The sequence below is a fragment of the Mycobacterium sp. E136 genome (assembly GCF_001666865.1).
In the GTDB taxonomy this organism is placed as follows: Bacteria; Actinomycetota; Actinomycetes; order Mycobacteriales; family Mycobacteriaceae; genus Mycobacterium.
On sequence record NZ_LZJE01000305.1, the window covers coordinates 1 to 18,133 of the forward strand.

Genomic DNA, 18,133 nt, shown 5'->3' on the forward strand with positions numbered 1-18,133 from the left:
ACGTCGAGGCGGCCACCCAGCTGCTCGGGATCTTCATCGGCGGAACGGAAACGGTGCCGAAGATCGTCGCGCACGGCCTGTGGGAGCTGGGCCTTCGGCCCGACCAGCTGTCCGCCGTGCGTGGCGATCTCGACGCCAACGTGCCCGTCGCGCGCGAGGAGATGATCCGTTACTGCGCACCGGCGCAATGGTTTGCGCGCACGGTCCGCAAACCGTTCACCATCCACGACACCACGCTGCAGCCGGGGCAGCGAATCATCACGCTGCTGGCGTCGGCCAATCGCGACGATCGCGAGTATCCCGACCCCGATGCGTTCATCTGGGACCGCCCCATCGAACGGCTGCTGGCTTTCGGTCGCGGACAACACTTCTGCCTCGGCGTACACCTCGCGCGGTTGGAGATCGGCATCATGGTGACCGAATGGCTCAAGCGTGTGGGCGGATGGCGCATCGACGGTGAGGCCGCGTCCCGGCCGCCGTCGAGCTTCCAGTGGGGCTGGAGCAGCGTCCCGGTGGAGGTGTGACATGTGGTCCTATCGCCTAGCCGCCCCCTACACGTTCGAACGCCAGGACATTCCCGAGAAGACCCCGGAGTCGCTGGGGGACCGGCAGGTGCTGCTGCGGTTCCGCGCGGCGGGCGTCTGCGGCAGCGACCTTCCGCCGTTTCGCGGTGTGCGGGGCAAGATTCCGGGCGATCGCGGGTTGAGCGCGGCCGAGATGCCCGGGTTCCCGATCCACGAGGTCGTCGGCGAGGTGATCGCCAGCAGACATCGCAGCCACGGTGTGGGGGACAGCGTCGTCGGCTGGGCGTCGGGCTTCGACGGGCTGATGCAACACGTCGTCGCCGACGGTGACGGGCTCGCCTACTACGACCACACCCTCAGCCCGCAGCACGCCGTCGCGCTGCAACCGCTGGCGTGCGTGCTCTATGCGATCGAACAACTGCCCAAACTCAAGGGTCTGCACGTAGCGGTGATCGGACAAGGGTCGATCGGCCTGCTGTTCTCCTACGCGGCAAAGGCGTTCGGCGCGCGGCGGGTCACCGGAGTCGACCCCGTGGACCGAGATGCGGTGGCCAAGGAATTCGGCGTCGACACGATCGTGCGCGCCACCAGCGACCGCTGGGTGAGCCACCTCGAGGCCGGCGACCGTCCCGACGTCGTGATCGAGGCCGTCGGCCATCAGGTCGCCACGCTCGGGCACGCGATCGAGGCCGCCGCCCCCGGCGGCACCGTCTTCTACTTCGGCGTGCCCGACGACGACAGCTACCCGATCAGCATGCGGACCATGCTCCGCAACAACCTGACGCTCAAGTCCGGCGTCACCCTCGACCGGCGCCGGATGCTGACCGCGGCCAACGAATTCGCCCGGCACCATCCCGATCTGCTACCGGCTTACGTCACGCACACCTTCGGTGTCGAGGACACCCAGGCGGCGTTCGAGCTCGCGTGCCGTCCGTCGCCGGACCGCATCAAGATCGCGATCGTGGAATGACCACCAGCAGGTTGCAGGACGCATTGTCCGCGCGAGAACGGGTGTGGGGCGGCTGGATCGTCGGACCCACCATCATCGGACCCGAAGAATTCGCCCAGGCCGGCTACGACTACCTCGGATTCGACATCCAGCACGGCTACCTCGACGACGCCGATGTCGCCCTGTTGCTGCGACGGCTGGAACACGTACCGATCGCCACGGCGGTGCGCGTCGCGTCGCCCGATCCCGCGCCGATCGGCCGGGTGCTCGACGCGGGTGCGGACGCCGTCATCGTGGCGATGGTCGAATCGGCCGAGCAGGCGGCCGCATCCGTCGCGGCCACCCGCTACGCGCCTGCAGGCGTGCGCAGCTATGGGCCGCTGCGGGCCAGCCTCGGCCGCGAACCCGCCGAACACGAATCGCGGGTGAGCGTCTTCGTGATGATCGAAAGCGCACCGGGGTTGGCGGCACTCGACGAGATCTGCGCCGTAACGGGCCTGACCGGTGTCTACGTCGGGCCGGCCGATCTGGCGATCTCGCTGGGGCACACGCCCGCCGAAGCGTGGAACGCCTCGGTCGTGCAAGACGCGATCGCCCGCATTGCGGCCACGGCCACGGCGGCGAGACTGATCCCGGCCATCCACGCCGGTACGGCGAAGACCGGAAAGAAGATGGCCGAGCTGGGCTTTCGCATGGTGACGCTCGCCTCGGAGTCGCAGGCGCTTCGGCACGGCGCGTCCGAGATCCTGCGGGAGGCCCGATGACCGCCGGTGAACGGGTCGCGTTGGTGACGGGCGCCGCTCGGGGACAGGGTGCGGCGATCGTGGCGCGCCTGCGCCGGGACGGCTTCCGCGTCGCCGCCTGCGATGTGCTGGCGGACGAGTTGAAACGATCCGTCGGCGAACTCGGCGGCGACGGCGTGATCGCGGTCGACCTCGACGTGACGTCGCCCGCACAGTGGACCGCCGCGGTCGAGACCGTCGCGGACGCGTTCGGCCCGGTCACGACGCTGGTGAACAACGCGGGGGTGCTGCACCGGGCGTCGTTGGCGGAGGAGACCCCGGAAGGGTTCGAATCCAGCTGGCGGGTCAACTGTCTCGGACCGTTCCTGGGCATTCAGGCCACACTCGAACACCTTCGCAGGGCCGACGGCGCGGCGATCGTCAACACCTGCAGCACCAGCGCCGTGCGGGCGTTCCCCGCGCACGCCGCCTACGGGTCGTCGAAATGGGCGCTGCGCGGGCTCACCCAGGTGTGCGCGGCCGAACTGGCGGGCGACGGTATCCGCGTCAACGCGGTGTTCCCGGGGCCGATCGCCACGCCCATGCTCGACGACGCGACACAGAGCAGGTTGACCGTGACGTTCGGTCGGCTCGGTCAGCCGGTGGAGGTGGCCGATGCGGTCGCCTATCTGGTGTCGGACCACGCATCGTTCATCACCGGCGCAGAACTCGTCGTGGACGGTGGTCAATGCCTCCGAATGTGAACCTCTCGGTGGGGATCATCGGTGCAGGACCCGGGGGCCTAGCGCTCGGGATCTTTCTGCGCAAGGCCGGGTTTGGCGACTTCACGATCTTCGACCGCGAGGACGGCGTCGGCGGCACCTGGCGCATCAACACCTATCCGGGACTGGCGTGCGATGTGAAGTCGCACCTGTACTCCTACTCGTTCGACCTCAACCCGGACTGGTCGCGGCTGTGGTCGGGCCAGAAAGAAATCCTCGAGTACTTCGAACGCTGCGCGCGGCGCTACGAACTCGCCCCGCACCTTCGGCTCAACACCGAGATCACCTCGGCGCGGTGGTCGGGCGAGGATTGGCGGCTGACGACCGCGACCGGTGAACAGTTCACTTTCGACGTGGTGGTCTCCGCCGTCGGCCTGTTCACCAGGCCCGTCATGCCCGACCTCGTGCAAGAGGAGCCGTTCACCGGCGCCATGATGCATACGGCTCGGTGGGACCACTCCGTCGACCTGACCGGTAAGCGGGTCGCGGTGCTGGGAACGGGATCGACTGCGGCACAACTTGTTCCGGAGGTCGCCACGGTGGCCGATCGGGTGTACTCGGTGCAACGTTCGCCGACGTGGATCCTGCCCAAACCCGATCGGCCCTACACCGAGCGGGAGAGGTGGATGTTCCGGTACGTCCCCCTCGCCAAGAGGATCTACCGGATCCGGCTGTGGCTGCGCAGCGAGTCCAACATCTCGGTCATCGAGAACGGCAGCGACAAGACGCAGGAGTTCACGGGCATCGCGCTCAAGGTGCTCGAGGCGGCCGTTCCCGATGAGGAGTTGCGGCGCAAGCTGACCCCCGATCATCCGCTCGGCTGTAAGAGGCTGGTGTTCGCGACCGACTACCTGCAGACCCTGACGCAACCGCACGTCGAGGTCGTCGCGAGCCCGGCGCGATCGCTGCGAGCGAGGTCGCTGATCACCGAGGACGGAACCGAACTCGACGTCGACGTGGTGTTGTGCGCGACGGGCTATGCTGCCGCCGACTATCTCGGCCAGATCGACGTCGTCGGTGAGGACGGGGTCTCGTTACGTGAGACCTGGAGCGACGGCGCGTACGCTTACCTGGGCATGGCGGTGCCGCGCTTTCCCAACTTCTTCATGCTGTACGGCCCCAACACCAACGTCGGGTCCAACAGCGTGATCTTCATGCTCGAGGCACAGGCCCACTACATTGTGCGGGCGCTGAGACACCTCCGGCGTAAGGGCAAGTCGTACATCGCGGTCCGGCCGAGTGCGATGGCGGCGTTCCTGGCAAAGGTCGACCGCTGGATGGAGGGCACCGTCTGGCTCACCCGGTGCAGCAACTACTTCCGCGCCGCGAACGGCCGTGTCGTCACCCAGTGGCCGCGCAGCGCCCGCGCGTTCTGGGGTATGACGCGACGGTTCAAGCCGTCCGACTACACATTCGAGCCGGCTCGGCAGGACCGGGCGGCGGAAGCAGAGACTCGGACCGCTGCGAGGCCTTGACGTCGTGACCATCGTCGACCGGCTCGACCCCGCGCTGCGCCACCTGGCGGAGGCCCGGACCGATCTGTCGCCGGGGTTGCTCGGCGTCGTCCGCGACTCACTCAATCAGCGCCGCGCCGAAGCCGCCAGGGCGGTCAACGACATCGTCGTGGAGATCGAAGAACGCGTGGCTGATTCGGTTCGGGTACGCATCTACCGCGGAGCCGCCGCACCATCGCCGGCGGTGATCTACTGCCACGCCGGGGCGTTCGTGCTGGGCAACCTCGACACCGACCATCTGCAGTGCGTCGAGCTGGCCCGGCGCGGGGGTTGCACGGTGCTCTCGGTCGATTACCGGCTGGCGCCCGAGCACCCGTTCCCGGCCGCGCTGGATGACGCGCTGGCGGTGCTGAACTGGGCCGCCGAATGTGCGACGGAACTCGGGCTCGACGCGGCCAGGCTCGCGGTCGCGGGGAGCAGCGCCGGTGGTGCGCTGGCGGCGGGGCTCGCGCAACGGTCGGCGGAGTCGGCGGCGCCGCCGGTGGTGTTCCAGCTGCTGCACCAGCCGGTGCTCGACGACCGGTCCACCGAATCCAAGAGAGAGTTCGTCACGACGCCCGGCTTCGACGGGCCCGCGACCGAGATGATGTGGCGGCACTACCTGGGGGACGTGTCCGTTGATGTCGCCGCGGTCCCCGGTCGGGCCGCTGACTTGGCCGGTGTGGCAGGCGCGTTCGTCAGCTGCTCGGAACTCGACCCGCTGCGTGATGAGGCGGTGGAGTACGCGCAGCGGCTGATGCACGCCGGTGTCGCGACCGAACTGCACGTGTTTCCCGGCACGTGTCACGGGTTCGACTCGATGGTCCCGGAGTGGGAGACCAGCGTCCGGTTGTTCGAACTGCAAGGCGCGGCGTTGCGTCGGGCGCTGCACGGCTCGTAGTTCAGGAACTGCCGAGTTCGCGGGCGATCGCGGCGTGGTAATCGTCGATGTGCGCCGGGTTGACCGCACGGAAGAACCCGTCCGGCAACGGGGCGTGCTTGTAGGCCTCGACGGTCATCGTCCGGGTGAACAGCGTGATGTCCCCGCCGGGGCGGGTGAAGTGGTACTCCACGGTGATTCGGCCCTCCATGCCGCCGTTGCCGTCGCGGTCGTGGCCGAGGCGGCCGATCGAGGTGAACACCCAGATGGTCGGGCGCGCGGCGACGGCGAGGTGCCACGTGAAGATGCGGTCGCCGTCGGGACCGGTCTCGGTCCAGGTGTCTCCGACCTTCAGCGGCAGGTGGTCGGGTAGTCCCCCGATGTGGGCGCTCGTGGGGTAGGTCTTGGGCCAGTTCGCCGGGTTCGTCACGAAGTCGTAGATCGTCTCCGCTCCGACGGCGAACGCGGTTTGCGAACTGGTCGTGACGATGCCCAATGTGCTGCCTTCCGTGGAGGAACGGGTTCAGACTTTACAACTAACCGCAGAAGTGTCACGGTGTCCAGGTGGACTTCTCCCGCGTGCAGTTGAGCGAGGACAACCGGGCGTTCCAGGACGAGGTTCGTGACGTCCTGCGGTCCGTCGTCACCGACGAGGTCATCGAACGGGACCGCCGAACCGGTGAGAACTTCGACGAGGGCGTCCATCTCGCGCTCGCCGAACGGGGCTACCTCGCGGCGGAATTCAACTCCGAGGCCGACGGCGGCTTCAGCGCCATCCGCCGCCGCATCTGGGAACTGGAGATCGGCCGCTCCCACGCACCGTGGTTTCACTGGCCCACCACGATGATGGTGGCGCGCTGCCTGGAGCAGTTCGCCACGCCGGAGTTGAAGCAGGAGGTGCTGCCGAACGTGCTGTCGGGGCACTACCGGCTGTGCCTGGGCTACACCGAACCCGAGGGCGGCTCGGACGTCGCGACGTGCAAGACCCGCGCGGTGCGGGAGGCGGACGGGTCGAGCTGGATCATCAACGGCTCCAAGATGTTCACATCGAACGCCCACAACGCACAGTACGTCTTCCTGATCACCAACACGGATCCCGAGGCGCCGAAACACAAGAACCTCACGATGTTCCTGGTGCCGCTGTCGTCTCTGGGCATCGAGATCCAGCCGATCCGCACCGTCGACGGTGACCGCACCAACATCACCTTCTACAGCGACGTCCGCGTCGACGACAAGTTCCGCGTGGGCCCAGTGAACGGCGGCTGGTCGGTGCTGCGCGAGGCGCTGAACGCCGAACACGGCACCATCGAGCGCGACGCGCAGGGCCTGCAGAAGCTGGCGACGATGAGCGAGCACCTGACACTGCTCGCCGAGGCGGTCGACGAGATCTTCGCCGTGCTGAGCGACGAGGATTCGGCGCGGTACCGGCTCGGTCGCGCCGTCGCGCGGATCGAGGCGGCCCTGAGCACGCCGGACATGTTCGGTCGGGTGGCGAACGCGCAGACGATGCGTGACGTCGCACCGGACCTGATGGACCTGTTGGGCACGGCGGGCAGCCTGCCGGTCGGGGCGGAGGGCGTCACGGGCGGCGGGGGAGTCGAGTACGCCTTCCGCTTGGCCGGGCCCGCCGGCATCTACGGCGGCACGCTGGAGGTGTTCCGCAACATGATCGCCCAGCACGCGCTGGGACTCGGGCGACCGAGCTACTCGCCACCGGCGAAGCGGCCCGCCTAGAGTTTCGCGATCACCTCGGCGGCCAGCAGATCCAGCGTCCGGTTCGACGCACGGTCGTGTGTGAACAGCACGATCTGGCCGAAGCCGAGCTCTCGCAGTTCGTGGAGACGGTCGACGATCGTCGGCGGTGTCCCGATCAGGCCCGCCTCCTCGAGGCCGAACGCCGGTGCCCCAAAGCGTTTCTCGGCAAGACCGCGCACCTCCGGCACCGATGCCTCGTCGGGCGCGAGCGCCATCACGGCCTCGACCGACAACACGATGGTCGACGGATCCCGCCCGATGTCCTCGCATATGGTCTGCAGCACCGACACCTTGTGCTGCAGTTCGCCCAGCGCGTACGTCGGCACGTTCCACACGTCCGCATACCGGGCCACCAGCGGCAGCGTGTACTTCTCGCCGATGCCGCCGACCACGATCGGCGGCCTCGGCCGCTGGACCGGACCGGGCTTCACCGCGAAGTCGGTGATCGTGAAGTGCTTGCCGCTGAAGTCGATTCGCTCGTCGGCGAAGGCCTGCGCCAGGATCTCCAGCGTCTCGCCGAGGCGCTCGGAACGCTCACGAAACGATCCCCACGGCAGCCCGGTGCGGATGTGCTCGTCTTCGATCGAACCGCTGCCCAGACCGAGCTGCAAGCGGCCGGCGGAGATCTGGTCGAGCGTCGTGGCCATCTTGGCCAGGACCGCGGGATGGCGAAACTGGTTGCACAGCACCATGTGTCCGATCCGGATGCGTTCGGTGTTGCTCAGCAGCGCGGTGGCCAGCGTCCACGCCTCCAGCGACGGATAGTCCGGCACGCCGGGCCCGTAGAGGTGGTCGTAGAGCCACAACGAGTCGATGCCGAGCGCCTCGCAGCGCCGGGTGCGATCCAGCATCTGTTCGTAGGTGAAGCCCATCTGGGGCAGGTAGACGCCGATCTCGGGCCTCGCCACGTCAGTAGTGCCCATCGCCCTCCCATCGCCTCGAAGCTGTACTTTCCGCGGTTCGCATGGTAACGACATTCTCGGAAAACGAGAAGAATGTTCTAGACGGGACACGATATGCGGTTCACCTTCACCCACCCGATGCACACCCACCCGTATAACCCGGAGCTTGTCACCGGCAAGGGGATCGCGACGGTCGCGGCCGCCGCGGAGGCCGCGGGTTTCGACGGGTTCGGGTTCACCGACCACCCGGCGCCGACACAGCGCTGGCTCCAGGCCGGTGGCCACGACGCGGTGGACCCGTTCGTCGCGATGGGTTACGCCGCCGCGGTCACCACCCGCCTGCGGCTGATCCCCAACATCGTCGTGCTGCCGTATCGCAACCCGTTCGTCGTCGCCAAATCCGGTGCCACCCTGGACCTGTTGTCCGACGGGCGGTTCACGCTCGGCGTCGGCGTCGGCTATCTGAAGCGGGAATTCACCGCGCTCGGCGTGGATTTCGAGGAGCGGGCCGCGCTGTTCGAAGAGGCGCTGGAGGTCATCCGCGGCATCTGGACCACCGACGACTTCTCCTACGAGGGGCGACATTTCACCGCCAGCGGCATCACCGCACACCCCCGGCCGGTCAGCGATCCGTATCCGCCCATCTGGATCGGCGGCAACACCACCGCCGCCCGCAAGCGCGTCGTCGCCCACGGTGACGGATGGTGCCCGTTCCCCGCGCAGGGCGTGCTGGCCCAGACCGCGCGTACGGCGCCCATGGATGTCGCGGCCCTCGCATGGGGTATCGAGGATCTGCGGCGCCGGTTCGACGAAGCCGGCCGCGACTGGTCGCGCATCGACATCACCTTCACCAACCCCGACGGCGGCACTCCCGGCGGCGACGACTTCAACCCCGATGAATACCTCTCCGGATTGGAGAAGCTGGCCAAGCTCGGGGTGACGTGGGTTCAGGTCGGTCTGCCCGGCGACAGCCTCGCGCACGTGCTCGAAGCCATCCAGCGGTTCGGCGAGTCGGTGATCGCCAAGTCCTGACGCCGAGACTGAACTTGTGCGCGATATCGGGGGCGAAACTCGCGCAGAAGCTCAGATTCGGCGGTGATCAGGTGCCGGGCAGTTTGGCCGACACCTCGGCGCGCTCGGGGTCGAAGCTGTAAAAGCCCGCGATCGGCAGCGTCTCGGGCGGCGGGTCCGGATAGCTCCACGCGACGTCCTCGACCACGGTGTCGCCGACGACGGCCGACCAATACGACGCGTAGCCCTTGTAGTTGCAGTAGCTGGTGGTCGACGACGGTCGCAGCAGGTCGGTTCGCACGTGCGCCGGGTCGACGTAGAGGCGAGGCTCCAGCGACGTCTCGAAGACGATCACGGTCTCGGCCGTGTCGACCAGCGGTTCACCCGCCACCGTCACGCGCAGCGCGCGATGCGTCGGCCGACAGTCGACGCGGTGATACGGGTTGGGCGGATAGTGCACGAGCGTGCGGCCTTCCTCCAGCCACGTGTCGACGGCGTCCCACGGCACCCGGACGTAGCCGGGCGCCTCGACGACGGGCTCGCACGGAAGGTCGCCGACCTCGTCGATGGGAAAGGCGTAGCTGAGCGGGTGGCCGCGACGGTGCACCAGCAACGCGCGCTCGGTGTCCAGCACCGTGTTTCCGTTGCGCAGTGCCTGCACCCGGCGCGGATGCGGTTCGACGAACACCACGTCGGCGGGCAGCGGTGGCGTGAACCAGCCGGCCGGATCGTTGCCCAGCGGTCCGCGGGCGGCGACGAGACTCATGCCGGTCAGCCTTACAAATTTCGGGCTCATCGTCACCTCCCCAGCGAACGTGCTTGAGGAGGAGCACGATTGGGAAACCGGTAGGCGTTGCCTGGGCGAGGCGGGATGCGGGGAGGAATGAAGCGACTCAACGGTGTGGACGCGTTGATGCTGTACAGCGAGACGCCCGAGATCCACATGCACACGCTCAAGATCGGCATCCTCGATGTGTCGGGCATCGAGGACTACAGCTTCGACATGTTCCGGCGGGTCGCCTATCCGCGGTTGATGGCGCTCTCGGCGCTGCGCTACCAACTCGTCGACATCCCGCTTCGGCTTCACCACCCGATGTGGTGGGAGAACCACGACATCGACCTCGACTACCACCTGCGCCGGGCGCGCGTCGCGCCGCCGGGCGGCAGGCGTGAACTCGACGACCTCATCGGCGAGATCGCCAGCACACCGCTGGACCGCAGCCGCCCGCTGTGGGAGATGTACGTCGCCGAGGGCCTCGCCGACGGCCGCGTCGCGATCGTCCACAAGGTGCATCACGTGCTGGCCGACGGCGTCGCCTCGGCCAACCAACTGGCCAAGGCACTCGAATCCGAGGCGCCGTCGCCCGTTCGGGTCGTCGCCGACCCGGCGTTGCGCACCACCGCGCAACTGCTCAAGGCCGCGGGCCGCGACCACGCCCAGCTGATCCGCCGGCTGCCCCGGCTGCTCAACGAGACGGCGGCCGGCGTGTCGCGGGTGCGCAAGCGCGCCAGGGAGCGGGGCCGTCATCCCGATCTGGCGCGCAACTTCGCCCCGCCGCGAACGTTCCTCAACCACGTCGTGTCGCCGGGGCGGCGATTCGCGACCGCGCCGCTGTCGCTGGCGGAGGTCAAGGAGACCAGCAGACATCTGGGCGTGACGCTCAACGACATCGTGTTGGCCACCGCGGCCGGGGCACTGCGCACGCTGCTGCAGCGCTACGACGGGACCGCCGACGAGCCGTTGATCGCCGGCGTGCCGGTCAGCACCGACCCGTCGCGAGATCGCTTGACGGGCAACGAGTTCACCTACATGATGCCGTCGTTGCCGGTGCACATCGCAGATCCGCTCGAACGGGTCAGACTCACCGCGGTGGCGACCAAGATCGCCAAGGAGAGTCACCAGCTGCTCGGGCCGACGGTGCTGCCTGCGTGGATGTCGTATCTGCCACCGGCGTTGGCGCCCAGGTTCTTTCGGATGCAGGCGAGCCGAATGGAGTCCGGCGCGGTGATGAACCTGACCATCTCCAACGTCGCGGGACCCCGCGATCGCGGCCACATCGCAGGTGGTGTGCTGAGCGAGATCTACTCTGTCGGACCGGTCGTCACCGGCAGCGGGATGAACATCACGGTGTGGAGCTACGTCGACCAGCTCGCCATCTCGGTGCTGACAGACGACCGCACGCTCGACGATCCTCACGAGGCGACGGACGCGTTGATCGAGTCCTTCGTCGAGATCCGCCGCGCCGCGGGGTTGTCCGGCGAGCTGACCCCGGTGGCTTCGACTCTGCCTCTGGCCGTCGCCTCGCGCTGACCGACGCGACACCGAACCTTTACAGATCGCGACAATAGTGTCACGCTCTAGGGGCGCCGTGACGCCTCCTCGACCGGCGTCGCTGACCCGATCGGATAGGAACTATGGCGACTCGACCCTCTACCGACGACGTCGTGTCGGCCGACGGCGCCCTAGCCGCCGACGACCCGGTCAAGCAGCATCATCTCAGCATTCTGGCGACGAACCTCGCCGACCTGGTTGGACGCGCGGGCGGTTGGCTGTTCGACCGCGCGCGGGCCGGCTGGGACGTCAACGTCTGGGTCGAGGACTGCACTGATGTGCGGGCGCTGACCATCCTGGGCGCCAACGCCACCCGTCAGGGCGCACACAGCGCCTTGCGCGACGCGCCCCGAGACGGTGCGCTCGCGGTCGGTGCGGAGCTACTGCGTGACGATCCGCGGGTGCGGGCCCACGTCTTCGAGTTGGTGAAGCGCGGCGCCGAGGTGATGGTGTGGGGCGACGAGTGGCCGGCCGAACTCGGCGGTCGCGTCGAGGCGACCGAGCATCGGCTGAGTGTCGCGGCCCGCGCGTTCAAGGCCCGGGCCCTGGCTGCGGCCGACGTGACCACCGCCGTCGGCGCCACCGAGACGCTCTTCGACTTGGGGATCGAGTCCTTCCGGCCGCTGAACCCGGTCTAGCGAATCCAGCCGCGGCGGCGCAGCCACCAGTCGCGGGCGACCGCGGCCAGAATCACGACGGCGAATCCAATGAGGAAGAGATCCTCGACGCGTCCGACGTGATTGCCGTGCATGAGGGCGAGCAGGAACAGCGCCGCGATGATGCCGCCGATGTGGAAGAACTTCGGGTTCTCCTTCGACCAGCCCCACTCGGCGGACGGCACGTCTTCGACGTCGACCCCGGTGTGTCGCTGCACCTCGGTGTTGGCCACGGCTGCTCCTCATGGTCGGGCTCTGTACTGCCGACATTCTGGCATATGCCCAAAACAGGGGGCCTACTGCACGGACCGTAGGGTGTTGCGTCATGACACCGCGGGCGCAAGGAGCACAACGGCAGATGTTCGAGGGCAAGGTCGCGTTCATCACCGGCGCCGCGCGGGGCCAGGGCCGCGCGCACGCGGTTCGATTCGCCGAGGAAGGCGCCGACATCATCGCGGTCGACCTGTGCGAGCAGATCGACAGCGTCGCCTATCCGATGGCCACCCCGGAGGACCTCGACGAGACCGTCAACCTCGTGGAGAAGACCGGCCGCAGGATCGTCGCCGAACACGGTGATGTCCGCGACCTCGTGCGGCTGCAGGAGATCGCGGCCAAGGGCGCTGCGGAGCTCGGCCGCATCGACTTCGTGCTCGCCAACGCGGGGATCCTGCCGGCGGCGGGGGAGCAGGGAGGCGAGATCTCCGCGTTCATCGACGCCGTCAACGTCATGCTCAACGGCGTCTACTACACGATCACCGCGACGCTGCCCGCCCTGCTCGCCCACGGCGGCGGCGGCGCGATCGTGATCACCAGCTCGGCGGCCGCGTTCAAACCCGTCACCGTCGACTTCGGCACGATGAACCACGGCGCGGCGGGATACACCGTCGCCAAGCACGGTGTGATCGGCGTGATGCGCCACTTCGCACGAGGGTTGGCGGAGAAGAACATTCGCGTCAACTCCGTTCATCCCGGCGGCGTGGCCACGCCGATGATCTACAACGAGGCGCTGGCCGAATGGTCCGGTGAGCATCCCGCCTTCAGCGCCTCCCAGCAGCCACTGCTCAACGTGCCGCCCGTCGAGCCGGAGGCGATCAGCGACGCGATGGTGTACCTGTGCGGCGACTCCGGGCGCTACGTCACCGGGGTGGCGCTGCCGGTCGACGGCGGCCAGATCATCAAGTGAGGTCGGCGTAGCGGCGCAGCGCCTCTTTGCGTTCGGCGGCGTGGTCGACGATCGGCGCGGGATAGCCGTCGTCGTCGACCTCGGGTACCCAGCGCCGCACGTAGCCGCCGTCGGGATCGAACTTCTCACCCTGCGTAGTCGGGTTGAAGATGCGGAAGAACGGCGCGGCATCGGTCCCGGTGCCCGCGACCCACTGCCAGCCGTGCTGGTTGTTGGCCATGTCGCCGTCGACCAGTTGGTCGAGGAACCAGCGCGCACCCCACTGCCACGGTAGGTGCAGGTCCTTGACCAGGAATGACGCCGCGATCATGCGGACCCGGTTGTGCATCCACCCGGTCTCGGCGAGCTGGCGCATACCGGCGTCGACGATCGGAAAGCCCGTCTGGCCCCGTTTCCAGGCCTCAAACCGCTCCTGCGCCTCGGGGCCGTCATCGACCTCCATGTCGTCGAACGCGGAATTCCAGTTCCACCACGAGCTGCGGGGCCATTCGGCGAGCACCGCGGCGTAGAAGTCGCGAAACGCCAACTCCCGCAGGTACGCCTGCGCGCCCTTGCCCCGACCTAGGTCGGCGGCCATGGTGCGGGGATGGATGGTGCCGAACTTCAGGTGCGCCGACATGCGGCTGGTGCCGCCGAGATCGGGGCGGTTGCGGTCGTCGGCGTACGTGTCGAGTCCGTCGCTCACGAACGACTTCCACTGCTGTAGCGCGGCGGTCTCGCCGGCGGGCAGGTCGAGTTCGACCCCAGAATCGGGAATCTGCACCGCGCCGCGGACCTTCGAGGGGTCCAGCCAACGCGCCGATTCGGGGCTCGACGCAGCGGGCGCGCGCCAACCGTGTTCACGCCAGGCCCTGTAGAACGGGGTGAAGACCTTGTACGGGCTGCCGTCGGGTTTGGTCACCCGCCCCGGCGATACGAGGTACGGCGAGCCCGTCGCCTCGAGCGGGATGTCGCCGAGTGCGGCCGCCACGGCGTCGTCGCGTCGACGCCCGAACGGCGTGAAGTCGGCCGAGACGTGGACCGCGGACGCGTCAATCGCCTTGGCGACAGCGGGGATTCGTTTCTCGGGCCGCCCACGCGTCACGAACAGCCTGCCGTCGAGGCCGTCGCGCAGAACCTGTAGCGCGTCGTAGAGGTACTGCAGCCGACGGGCGCCGGCCGACGCTTCGAGCCGGGGGTCGAGGACGTAGCAGGCCAGCACGTCACCGTCGGCGGCGGCCGCCGCTGACAGCGCGGGCGAATCGCGCAACCGCAGATCGCGACGAAACCACAACAATGTGGGCATGGCATTGATGCTGCCCCGATTTCGCGATAGAGAAACAGGATGGAGTTCTGGTCGGGCACCGCGTTCATGAAAACGTCAGAGATTCTCGGGCTCGCCCGCGCCTTCGACGAGGCCGGCTATGACGGGATGGTGTGCTCGGATCACATGATCTATCCCCGCGAGCTCAGCTCGCCGTATCCGGACTCGCCGACCGGTAAGCCGATGTGGGCGCCGGAGACCGCGTGGCCCGACTGCTGGGTGCAGATCGGAGCGATGGCCGCGGTGACGAACCGGCTGCGGTTCTCCAACGCCGTCTACATCGCGCCCGCACGCCCGCTGCTCGAGGTGGCCAAACAGGTCGCGACGGCGTCGGTGCTGTCGGATGGGCGGGTGTCCCTGGCCGCGGGCGTCGGGTGGATGCGCGAGGAATACGAGTTGATGGGCCAGGATTTCGGCACTCGCGGTAAGCGCCTCGACGAGATGATCCCCGCGTTGCGGGAGCTGTGGCGCGGCGGCTGGGTGTCGTGGAGCGGCGAGTACTACCAGGTGCCGGAGATGATGATCGAACCGCATCCCGTTGCGCCGGTGCCGATTCTGTGCGGCGGGGAGTCCGAGGCGGCATTGCGGCGCGCCGCGCGGCTGTGCGACGGCTGGGTCGGCTACGCGTATCAGTGGGACGAGGCCGTCGGCTACGCGCAGAAGTTGCGCGCGCTGCTTCGCGAGTACGGCCGCGAGAACGAACCGTTCGACATCATGCTGGCGCTGCTCGAACCCCCGTCGCCGGACCTGTACAAGCGGGCCGAAGATGCCGGGATCACCGCGGTGATGTGCAGCCCGTGGATGGGCATGGACCTGGAACCCGGTGGCGTGGAACGGTATCGGGAGCCCATCGAACGGTTCGCCGAGACCATCATCGCCAAGGTGCGGCCGTGAGCTTCTCCGAGGACGAAGTCCGCGACCTCGTCGAGTGCCTCTATACGTCGATCGATCGTCGGGACTGGGCGACGGTGGAGGCGTTGGTGTCGCCCCGGTTGGTCGTCGAGGTCGCCGGCGCGGCCGTGGGCGGGTGGCAGGAGTGGCGCACGCACCTCGAAGAGTTCACGCGGGGCTTTTCCGACGGCAGGCACGAAATCGAGGAAGTGCTCGTCGACGGTTCGCACGGCATCTCGCGGTTCAAGTTCATCGGCACTCACGACGGTGAGTTCCGCGGCGCACCGCCGTCGGGTACCAAGGTCACGGTCGCCGGGATCCACATCGACAGGTTCCAGGGTGACATGCTGGTCGCGCATCGCGGTCAGCTCGACATGTACGGCCTGTTGCACCAGCTGGGTGCGGGCTGACGTCGCATCGACGAGGGAGGGCAGCCCGAGCCGGGGTGCCGGGCTGCCCTCCGAACCTGTTGCTAGACAGGTCAATTCGCCGGCGGCATCAACACCGAGTCGATGAGGTAGACGGTCGCGTTCGCGGTGCGCACTCCGCCGCACACCACACCCGCGTCGTTCACCTTGATGTCCTGTCCGCCGCCCGCGACCGTGACGTCGGCGCCCTGCACAGTCTTGTGCGTGCCGATCACCTGCGCGGGATCGGCCTGGCCGGGCACCACGTGGTAGGTCAGGATGCTCGTCAGCAGATCCGAGTCGGTCTTGAGCGTCTCGATGGTCGCCGGGTCGATCTTGGCGAACGCATCGTCGGTCGGCGCGAACACCGTGAACTGGCTGCCGTTCAGGGTGTCGACGAGGTTGACGTTCGGGTTGAGTCGACCCGACAGTGCCGCGCTCAGCGTGGTGAGCATCGGGTTGTTGGCCGCCGCGACCGTCACCTTGTCCAGCGCCATCCCGTTGACCGATCCGGGACCCGTCGGGTTCTGGGCCGCGTAATCGGCGCAACCGGGGCCGACCAGGCCGGCGGCCGGATCCATGGGCTGGTTCATCGGAGCGGGCGCGACGCTGCTCGACGTCGACTCCGCGGCCGCGGTGGGCGCCGCGGAGGTGGTGTCGTTCGAACAGGCCGAGACGGTCAGGATCGCGGCCGCCGCCACACCCGCCGCGGTGACGGACTTACGGAAATCGATCTTCATGCGTTGCTCCCTCGTGGTGGACGGGTCCGGTGCCCGCCTCGCTGCTGTGACATCCGGGATTCGGACCGGTGGGGGGCGCGGATGGATCACGTCAGATTCGCGTCACACTTCTGATCCCGCAGACGCGGGGACTCACGAGCGACTACCGGCAAGCGGCACAATGGTTCGGTGAGTGTTACCGGTGGCGCACAGCGCGGTGGTTCGGATCGACGGCGCGTCCTGATCCTCGGCAGCACCGGATCGATCGGAACGCAGGCACTCGACGTCATCGCCGCCAATCCCGACCGCTTCGAGGTGGTGGGCCTGGCCGCCGGAGGCGGTAACCCCGAGCTGCTCGCGAAGCAGTCCGCGGCGACCGGTGTGACCAATATCGCGGTCGCCGATCAGGCCGCCGCAGCCCGCGTCGGCGGCGTGACGTTCGCCGGACCCGACGCCGTCACCGAGCTGGTCGAAAACACCGAGGCCGACGTGGTGCTCAACGCGCTCGTCGGCGCACTGGGCCTCAAGCCGACGCTGGCCGCGCTCGCGACGGGCGCGCGCCTGGCGCTGGCCAACAAGGAGTCGCTGGTCGCCGGCGGGCCACTGGTGCTCAAGGCCGCCCGACCAGGCCAGATCGTGCCCGTCGACTCCGAACACTCGGCGATGGCGCAGTGTCTGCGCGGCGGAACCCCCGACGAGGTCGCCAAGATCGTGCTGACCGCCTCGGGCGGCCCGTTCCGCGGGTGGAGCGCCGAGCGGCTGGAGTCGGCCACCCCGGAACAGGCCGGCGCCCATCCCACCTGGTCGATGGGGCCGATGAACACGCTGAACTCGGCGTCGCTGGTCAACAAGGGTCTCGAGCTGATCGAGACGCATCTGCTGTTCGGGGTGCCCTATGACCGCATCGAGGTGGTGGTGCACCCGCAGTCGATCGTGCATTCGATGGTCACGTTCACCGACGGCTCCACGCTGGCCCAGGCCAGCCCGCCGGACATGAAGCTGCCGATCGCGTTGGCGCTGGGCTGGCCGGAACGGGTCCCGGCCGCGGCGCTGGCCTGCGACTTCACCACCGCGTCGACCTGGGATTTCGAGCCGCTCGACGACGAGGTGTTCCCCGCGGTGGCGCTGGCGCGCCAGGCCGGGGAGGCGGGCGGCTGTATGACCGCGGTCTACAACGCGGCCAACGAGGAGGCGGCCGCGGCGTTCCTCGACGGGCGCATCCGCTTCCCCGCGATCGTGCGCACCATCGCCGACGTGCTGCGCGCTGCCGACCAGTGGGCCGCCGAACCAGCTACCGTGGAAGACGTACTTGACGCCCAGCAGTGGGCGCGTGACCGCGCCTCGCGTGCGGTCGAGCGGGAGGTAATCACCACCAGATGATGTGGCTGACCGGTGTCGTGCTGTTCGCACTGGCCATTTTGGTCTCGGTGGCCCTGCATGAATGCGGCCACATGTGGGTGGCGCGCGCCACGGGAATGAAGGTGCGCCGCTACTTCGTCGGCTTCGGCCCGACGCTGTGGTCGACGTGGCGCGCGAACAAGCGGGGGGACCGCACCGAGTACGGCGTCAAGGCGGTGCCGCTCGGCGGGTTCTGCGACATCGCGGGCATGACCTCGGTGGTGCG

21 protein-coding genes are annotated in these 18,133 nt (G+C 68.3%); 15 read left to right on the forward strand and 6 right to left on the reverse strand.

Features of this window, described 5'->3' with window-relative positions; translation table 11 throughout:
• The 6 genes from A5698_RS19535 to A5698_RS19560 all read left to right on the forward strand — a co-directional run.
• On the forward strand, nt 1–524 hold a 524-nt coding region (locus tag A5698_RS19535), incomplete at its 5' end, for a cytochrome P450 (protein ID WP_156670825.1).
• 1 nt (nt 525) lies between these two features.
• Entirely contained in the window at nt 526–1,494 is a 969-nt protein-coding gene (locus A5698_RS19540; protein ID WP_068300198.1) for a zinc-binding dehydrogenase, read from the forward strand.
• A complete protein-coding gene (locus tag A5698_RS19545; protein WP_068300200.1) occupies nt 1,491–2,237 on the forward strand; it encodes an HpcH/HpaI aldolase family protein in 747 nt (248 codons plus the stop codon). The genes A5698_RS19540 and A5698_RS19545 overlap by 4 nt, the downstream gene beginning before the upstream one ends.
• Nucleotides 2,234–2,959, forward strand: a complete 726-nt coding sequence (locus tag A5698_RS19550) for an SDR family NAD(P)-dependent oxidoreductase (RefSeq protein WP_068300202.1) — start codon at nt 2,234–2,236, stop codon at nt 2,957–2,959. The genes A5698_RS19545 and A5698_RS19550 overlap by 4 nt, the downstream gene beginning before the upstream one ends.
• On the forward strand, nt 2,944–4,452 hold the full coding sequence (locus A5698_RS19555) for a flavin-containing monooxygenase (protein WP_068300204.1): 1,509 nt from the start codon (nt 2,944–2,946) through the stop codon (nt 4,450–4,452). Before A5698_RS19550 ends, A5698_RS19555 begins: the two co-directional genes overlap by 16 nt.
• 4 nt (nt 4,453–4,456) lie before the next feature.
• Nucleotides 4,457–5,371 carry an alpha/beta hydrolase gene (locus A5698_RS19560; protein ID WP_068300206.1) on the forward strand — a complete coding sequence of 305 codons (915 nt, stop codon included), beginning with the start codon at nt 4,457–4,459 and terminating at the stop codon, nt 5,369–5,371.
• Between the two features lies 1 nt (nt 5,372).
• Here the strand turns inward: A5698_RS19560 and A5698_RS19565 are convergent, their stop codons facing one another.
• Entirely contained in the window at nt 5,373–5,846 is a 474-nt protein-coding gene (locus A5698_RS19565) for a polyketide cyclase (RefSeq protein ID WP_068300208.1), read from the reverse strand.
• 68 nt (nt 5,847–5,914) lie between these two features.
• Here A5698_RS19565 and A5698_RS19570 point away from each other — a divergent pair, with 68 nt between their 5' ends.
• Nucleotides 5,915–7,084, forward strand: a complete 1,170-nt coding sequence (locus tag A5698_RS19570; protein WP_068300210.1) for an acyl-CoA dehydrogenase family protein — start codon at nt 5,915–5,917, stop codon at nt 7,082–7,084.
• On the opposite strand, the gene A5698_RS19575 is transcribed toward A5698_RS19570, so the two are convergent.
• Nucleotides 7,081–8,013, reverse strand: coding sequence for an LLM class flavin-dependent oxidoreductase (locus tag A5698_RS19575; RefSeq protein ID WP_068300212.1), 933 nt, complete (start codon nt 8,011–8,013; stop codon nt 7,081–7,083). The two genes, A5698_RS19570 and A5698_RS19575, sit on opposite strands and share 4 nt — an antisense overlap.
• 108 nt (nt 8,014–8,121) lie before the next feature.
• On the opposite strand from A5698_RS19575, the gene A5698_RS19580 reads away from it, so the two are divergent.
• Entirely contained in the window at nt 8,122–9,039 is a 918-nt protein-coding gene (locus tag A5698_RS19580; RefSeq protein WP_068300214.1) for an LLM class F420-dependent oxidoreductase, read from the forward strand.
• 67 nt (nt 9,040–9,106) lie between these two features.
• Here A5698_RS19580 and A5698_RS19585 read toward each other — a convergent pair whose 3' ends face one another.
• Complete coding sequence (locus A5698_RS19585) at nt 9,107–9,784, reverse strand: DUF427 domain-containing protein (RefSeq protein WP_068300216.1); 678 nt, start codon at nt 9,782–9,784, stop codon at nt 9,107–9,109.
• A 117-nt stretch (nt 9,785–9,901) separates the two neighbouring features.
• Between A5698_RS19585 and A5698_RS19590 the strand changes: the two genes are divergently transcribed.
• Together A5698_RS19590 and A5698_RS19595 are read left to right on the forward strand one after the other, a co-directional pair.
• Nucleotides 9,902–11,329 carry a WS/DGAT/MGAT family O-acyltransferase gene (locus A5698_RS19590; RefSeq protein ID WP_084792530.1) on the forward strand — a complete coding sequence of 476 codons (1,428 nt, stop codon included), beginning with the start codon at nt 9,902–9,904 and terminating at the stop codon, nt 11,327–11,329.
• A 104-nt stretch (nt 11,330–11,433) separates the two neighbouring features.
• Nucleotides 11,434–11,988 carry a hypothetical protein gene (locus tag A5698_RS19595; protein ID WP_068300218.1) on the forward strand — a complete coding sequence of 185 codons (555 nt, stop codon included), beginning with the start codon at nt 11,434–11,436 and terminating at the stop codon, nt 11,986–11,988.
• Here A5698_RS19595 and A5698_RS19600 read toward each other — a convergent pair.
• On the reverse strand, nt 11,985–12,239 hold the full coding sequence (locus A5698_RS19600; protein ID WP_067084737.1) for a DUF2631 domain-containing protein: 255 nt from the start codon (nt 12,237–12,239) through the stop codon (nt 11,985–11,987). The genes A5698_RS19595 and A5698_RS19600 overlap by 4 nt on opposite strands.
• A 125-nt stretch (nt 12,240–12,364) precedes the next feature.
• Between A5698_RS19600 and A5698_RS19605 the strand changes: the two genes are divergently transcribed.
• Nucleotides 12,365–13,189 carry a mycofactocin-coupled SDR family oxidoreductase gene (locus tag A5698_RS19605; protein ID WP_068300221.1) on the forward strand — a complete coding sequence of 275 codons (825 nt, stop codon included), beginning with the start codon at nt 12,365–12,367 and terminating at the stop codon, nt 13,187–13,189.
• Here the strand turns inward: A5698_RS19605 and A5698_RS19610 are convergent.
• The gene (locus tag A5698_RS19610; RefSeq protein WP_068300223.1) at nt 13,182–14,474 is read right to left on the reverse strand and encodes a cryptochrome/photolyase family protein; all 1,293 of its coding nucleotides are present in this window, start codon (nt 14,472–14,474) and stop codon (nt 13,182–13,184) included. The genes A5698_RS19605 and A5698_RS19610 overlap by 8 nt on opposite strands.
• Nucleotides 14,475–14,513: 39 nt before the next feature.
• Between A5698_RS19610 and A5698_RS19615 the strand changes: the two genes are divergently transcribed.
• Complete coding sequence (locus A5698_RS19615; RefSeq protein ID WP_068300226.1) at nt 14,514–15,386, forward strand: TIGR03619 family F420-dependent LLM class oxidoreductase; 873 nt, start codon at nt 14,514–14,516, stop codon at nt 15,384–15,386.
• Nucleotides 15,383–15,793 (forward strand): ester cyclase, encoded by a 411-nt coding sequence (locus A5698_RS19620; protein ID WP_068300228.1) that lies wholly within the window; start codon nt 15,383–15,385, stop codon nt 15,791–15,793. Before A5698_RS19615 ends, A5698_RS19620 begins: the two co-directional genes overlap by 4 nt.
• A 71-nt stretch (nt 15,794–15,864) precedes the next feature.
• On the opposite strand, the gene A5698_RS19625 is transcribed toward A5698_RS19620, so the two are convergent.
• Nucleotides 15,865–16,530 carry a fasciclin domain-containing protein gene (locus A5698_RS19625; RefSeq protein ID WP_068300231.1) on the reverse strand — a complete coding sequence of 222 codons (666 nt, stop codon included), beginning with the start codon at nt 16,528–16,530 and terminating at the stop codon, nt 15,865–15,867.
• 168 nt (nt 16,531–16,698) lie between these two features.
• Between A5698_RS19625 and dxr the strand changes: the two genes are divergently transcribed.
• The gene (gene dxr / locus A5698_RS19630) at nt 16,699–17,889 is read left to right on the forward strand and encodes a 1-deoxy-D-xylulose-5-phosphate reductoisomerase (RefSeq protein ID WP_068300233.1); all 1,191 of its coding nucleotides are present in this window, start codon (nt 16,699–16,701) and stop codon (nt 17,887–17,889) included.
• Nucleotides 17,886–18,133, forward strand: a 248-nt coding sequence (locus A5698_RS19635) for a site-2 protease family protein (RefSeq protein WP_197506837.1), incomplete at its 3' end; no start/stop codon positions are given. The genes dxr and A5698_RS19635, both read left to right, overlap by 4 nt.

Bases quoted from the DNA above. Each gene is read 5' to 3' on its own strand.
- A5698_RS19610 (WP_068300223.1), bottom strand. From the start codon at position 14,474: ATGCCCACATTGTTGTGGTTTCGTCGCGATCTGCGGTTGCGCGATTCG.
- A5698_RS19540 (WP_068300198.1), top strand. From the start codon at position 526: ATGTGGTCCTATCGCCTAGCCGCCCCCTACACGTTCGAACGCCAGGAC.
- A5698_RS19605 (WP_068300221.1), top strand. From the start codon at position 12,365: ATGTTCGAGGGCAAGGTCGCGTTCATCACCGGCGCCGCGCGGGGCCAG.
- A5698_RS19590 (WP_084792530.1), top strand. From the start codon at position 9,902: ATGAAGCGACTCAACGGTGTGGACGCGTTGATGCTGTACAGCGAGACG.
- A5698_RS19625 (WP_068300231.1), bottom strand. From the start codon at position 16,530: ATGAAGATCGATTTCCGTAAGTCCGTCACCGCGGCGGGTGTGGCGGCG.
- A5698_RS19585 (WP_068300216.1), bottom strand. From the start codon at position 9,784: ATGAGTCTCGTCGCCGCCCGCGGACCGCTGGGCAACGATCCGGCCGGC.
- A5698_RS19580 (WP_068300214.1), top strand. From the start codon at position 8,122: ATGCGGTTCACCTTCACCCACCCGATGCACACCCACCCGTATAACCCG.
- A5698_RS19595 (WP_068300218.1), top strand. From the start codon at position 11,434: ATGGCGACTCGACCCTCTACCGACGACGTCGTGTCGGCCGACGGCGCC.
- A5698_RS19545 (WP_068300200.1), top strand. From the start codon at position 1,491: ATGACCACCAGCAGGTTGCAGGACGCATTGTCCGCGCGAGAACGGGTG.
- A5698_RS19615 (WP_068300226.1), top strand. From the start codon at position 14,514: ATGGAGTTCTGGTCGGGCACCGCGTTCATGAAAACGTCAGAGATTCTC.
- A5698_RS19555 (WP_068300204.1), top strand. From the start codon at position 2,944: ATGCCTCCGAATGTGAACCTCTCGGTGGGGATCATCGGTGCAGGACCC.
- A5698_RS19550 (WP_068300202.1), top strand. From the start codon at position 2,234: ATGACCGCCGGTGAACGGGTCGCGTTGGTGACGGGCGCCGCTCGGGGA.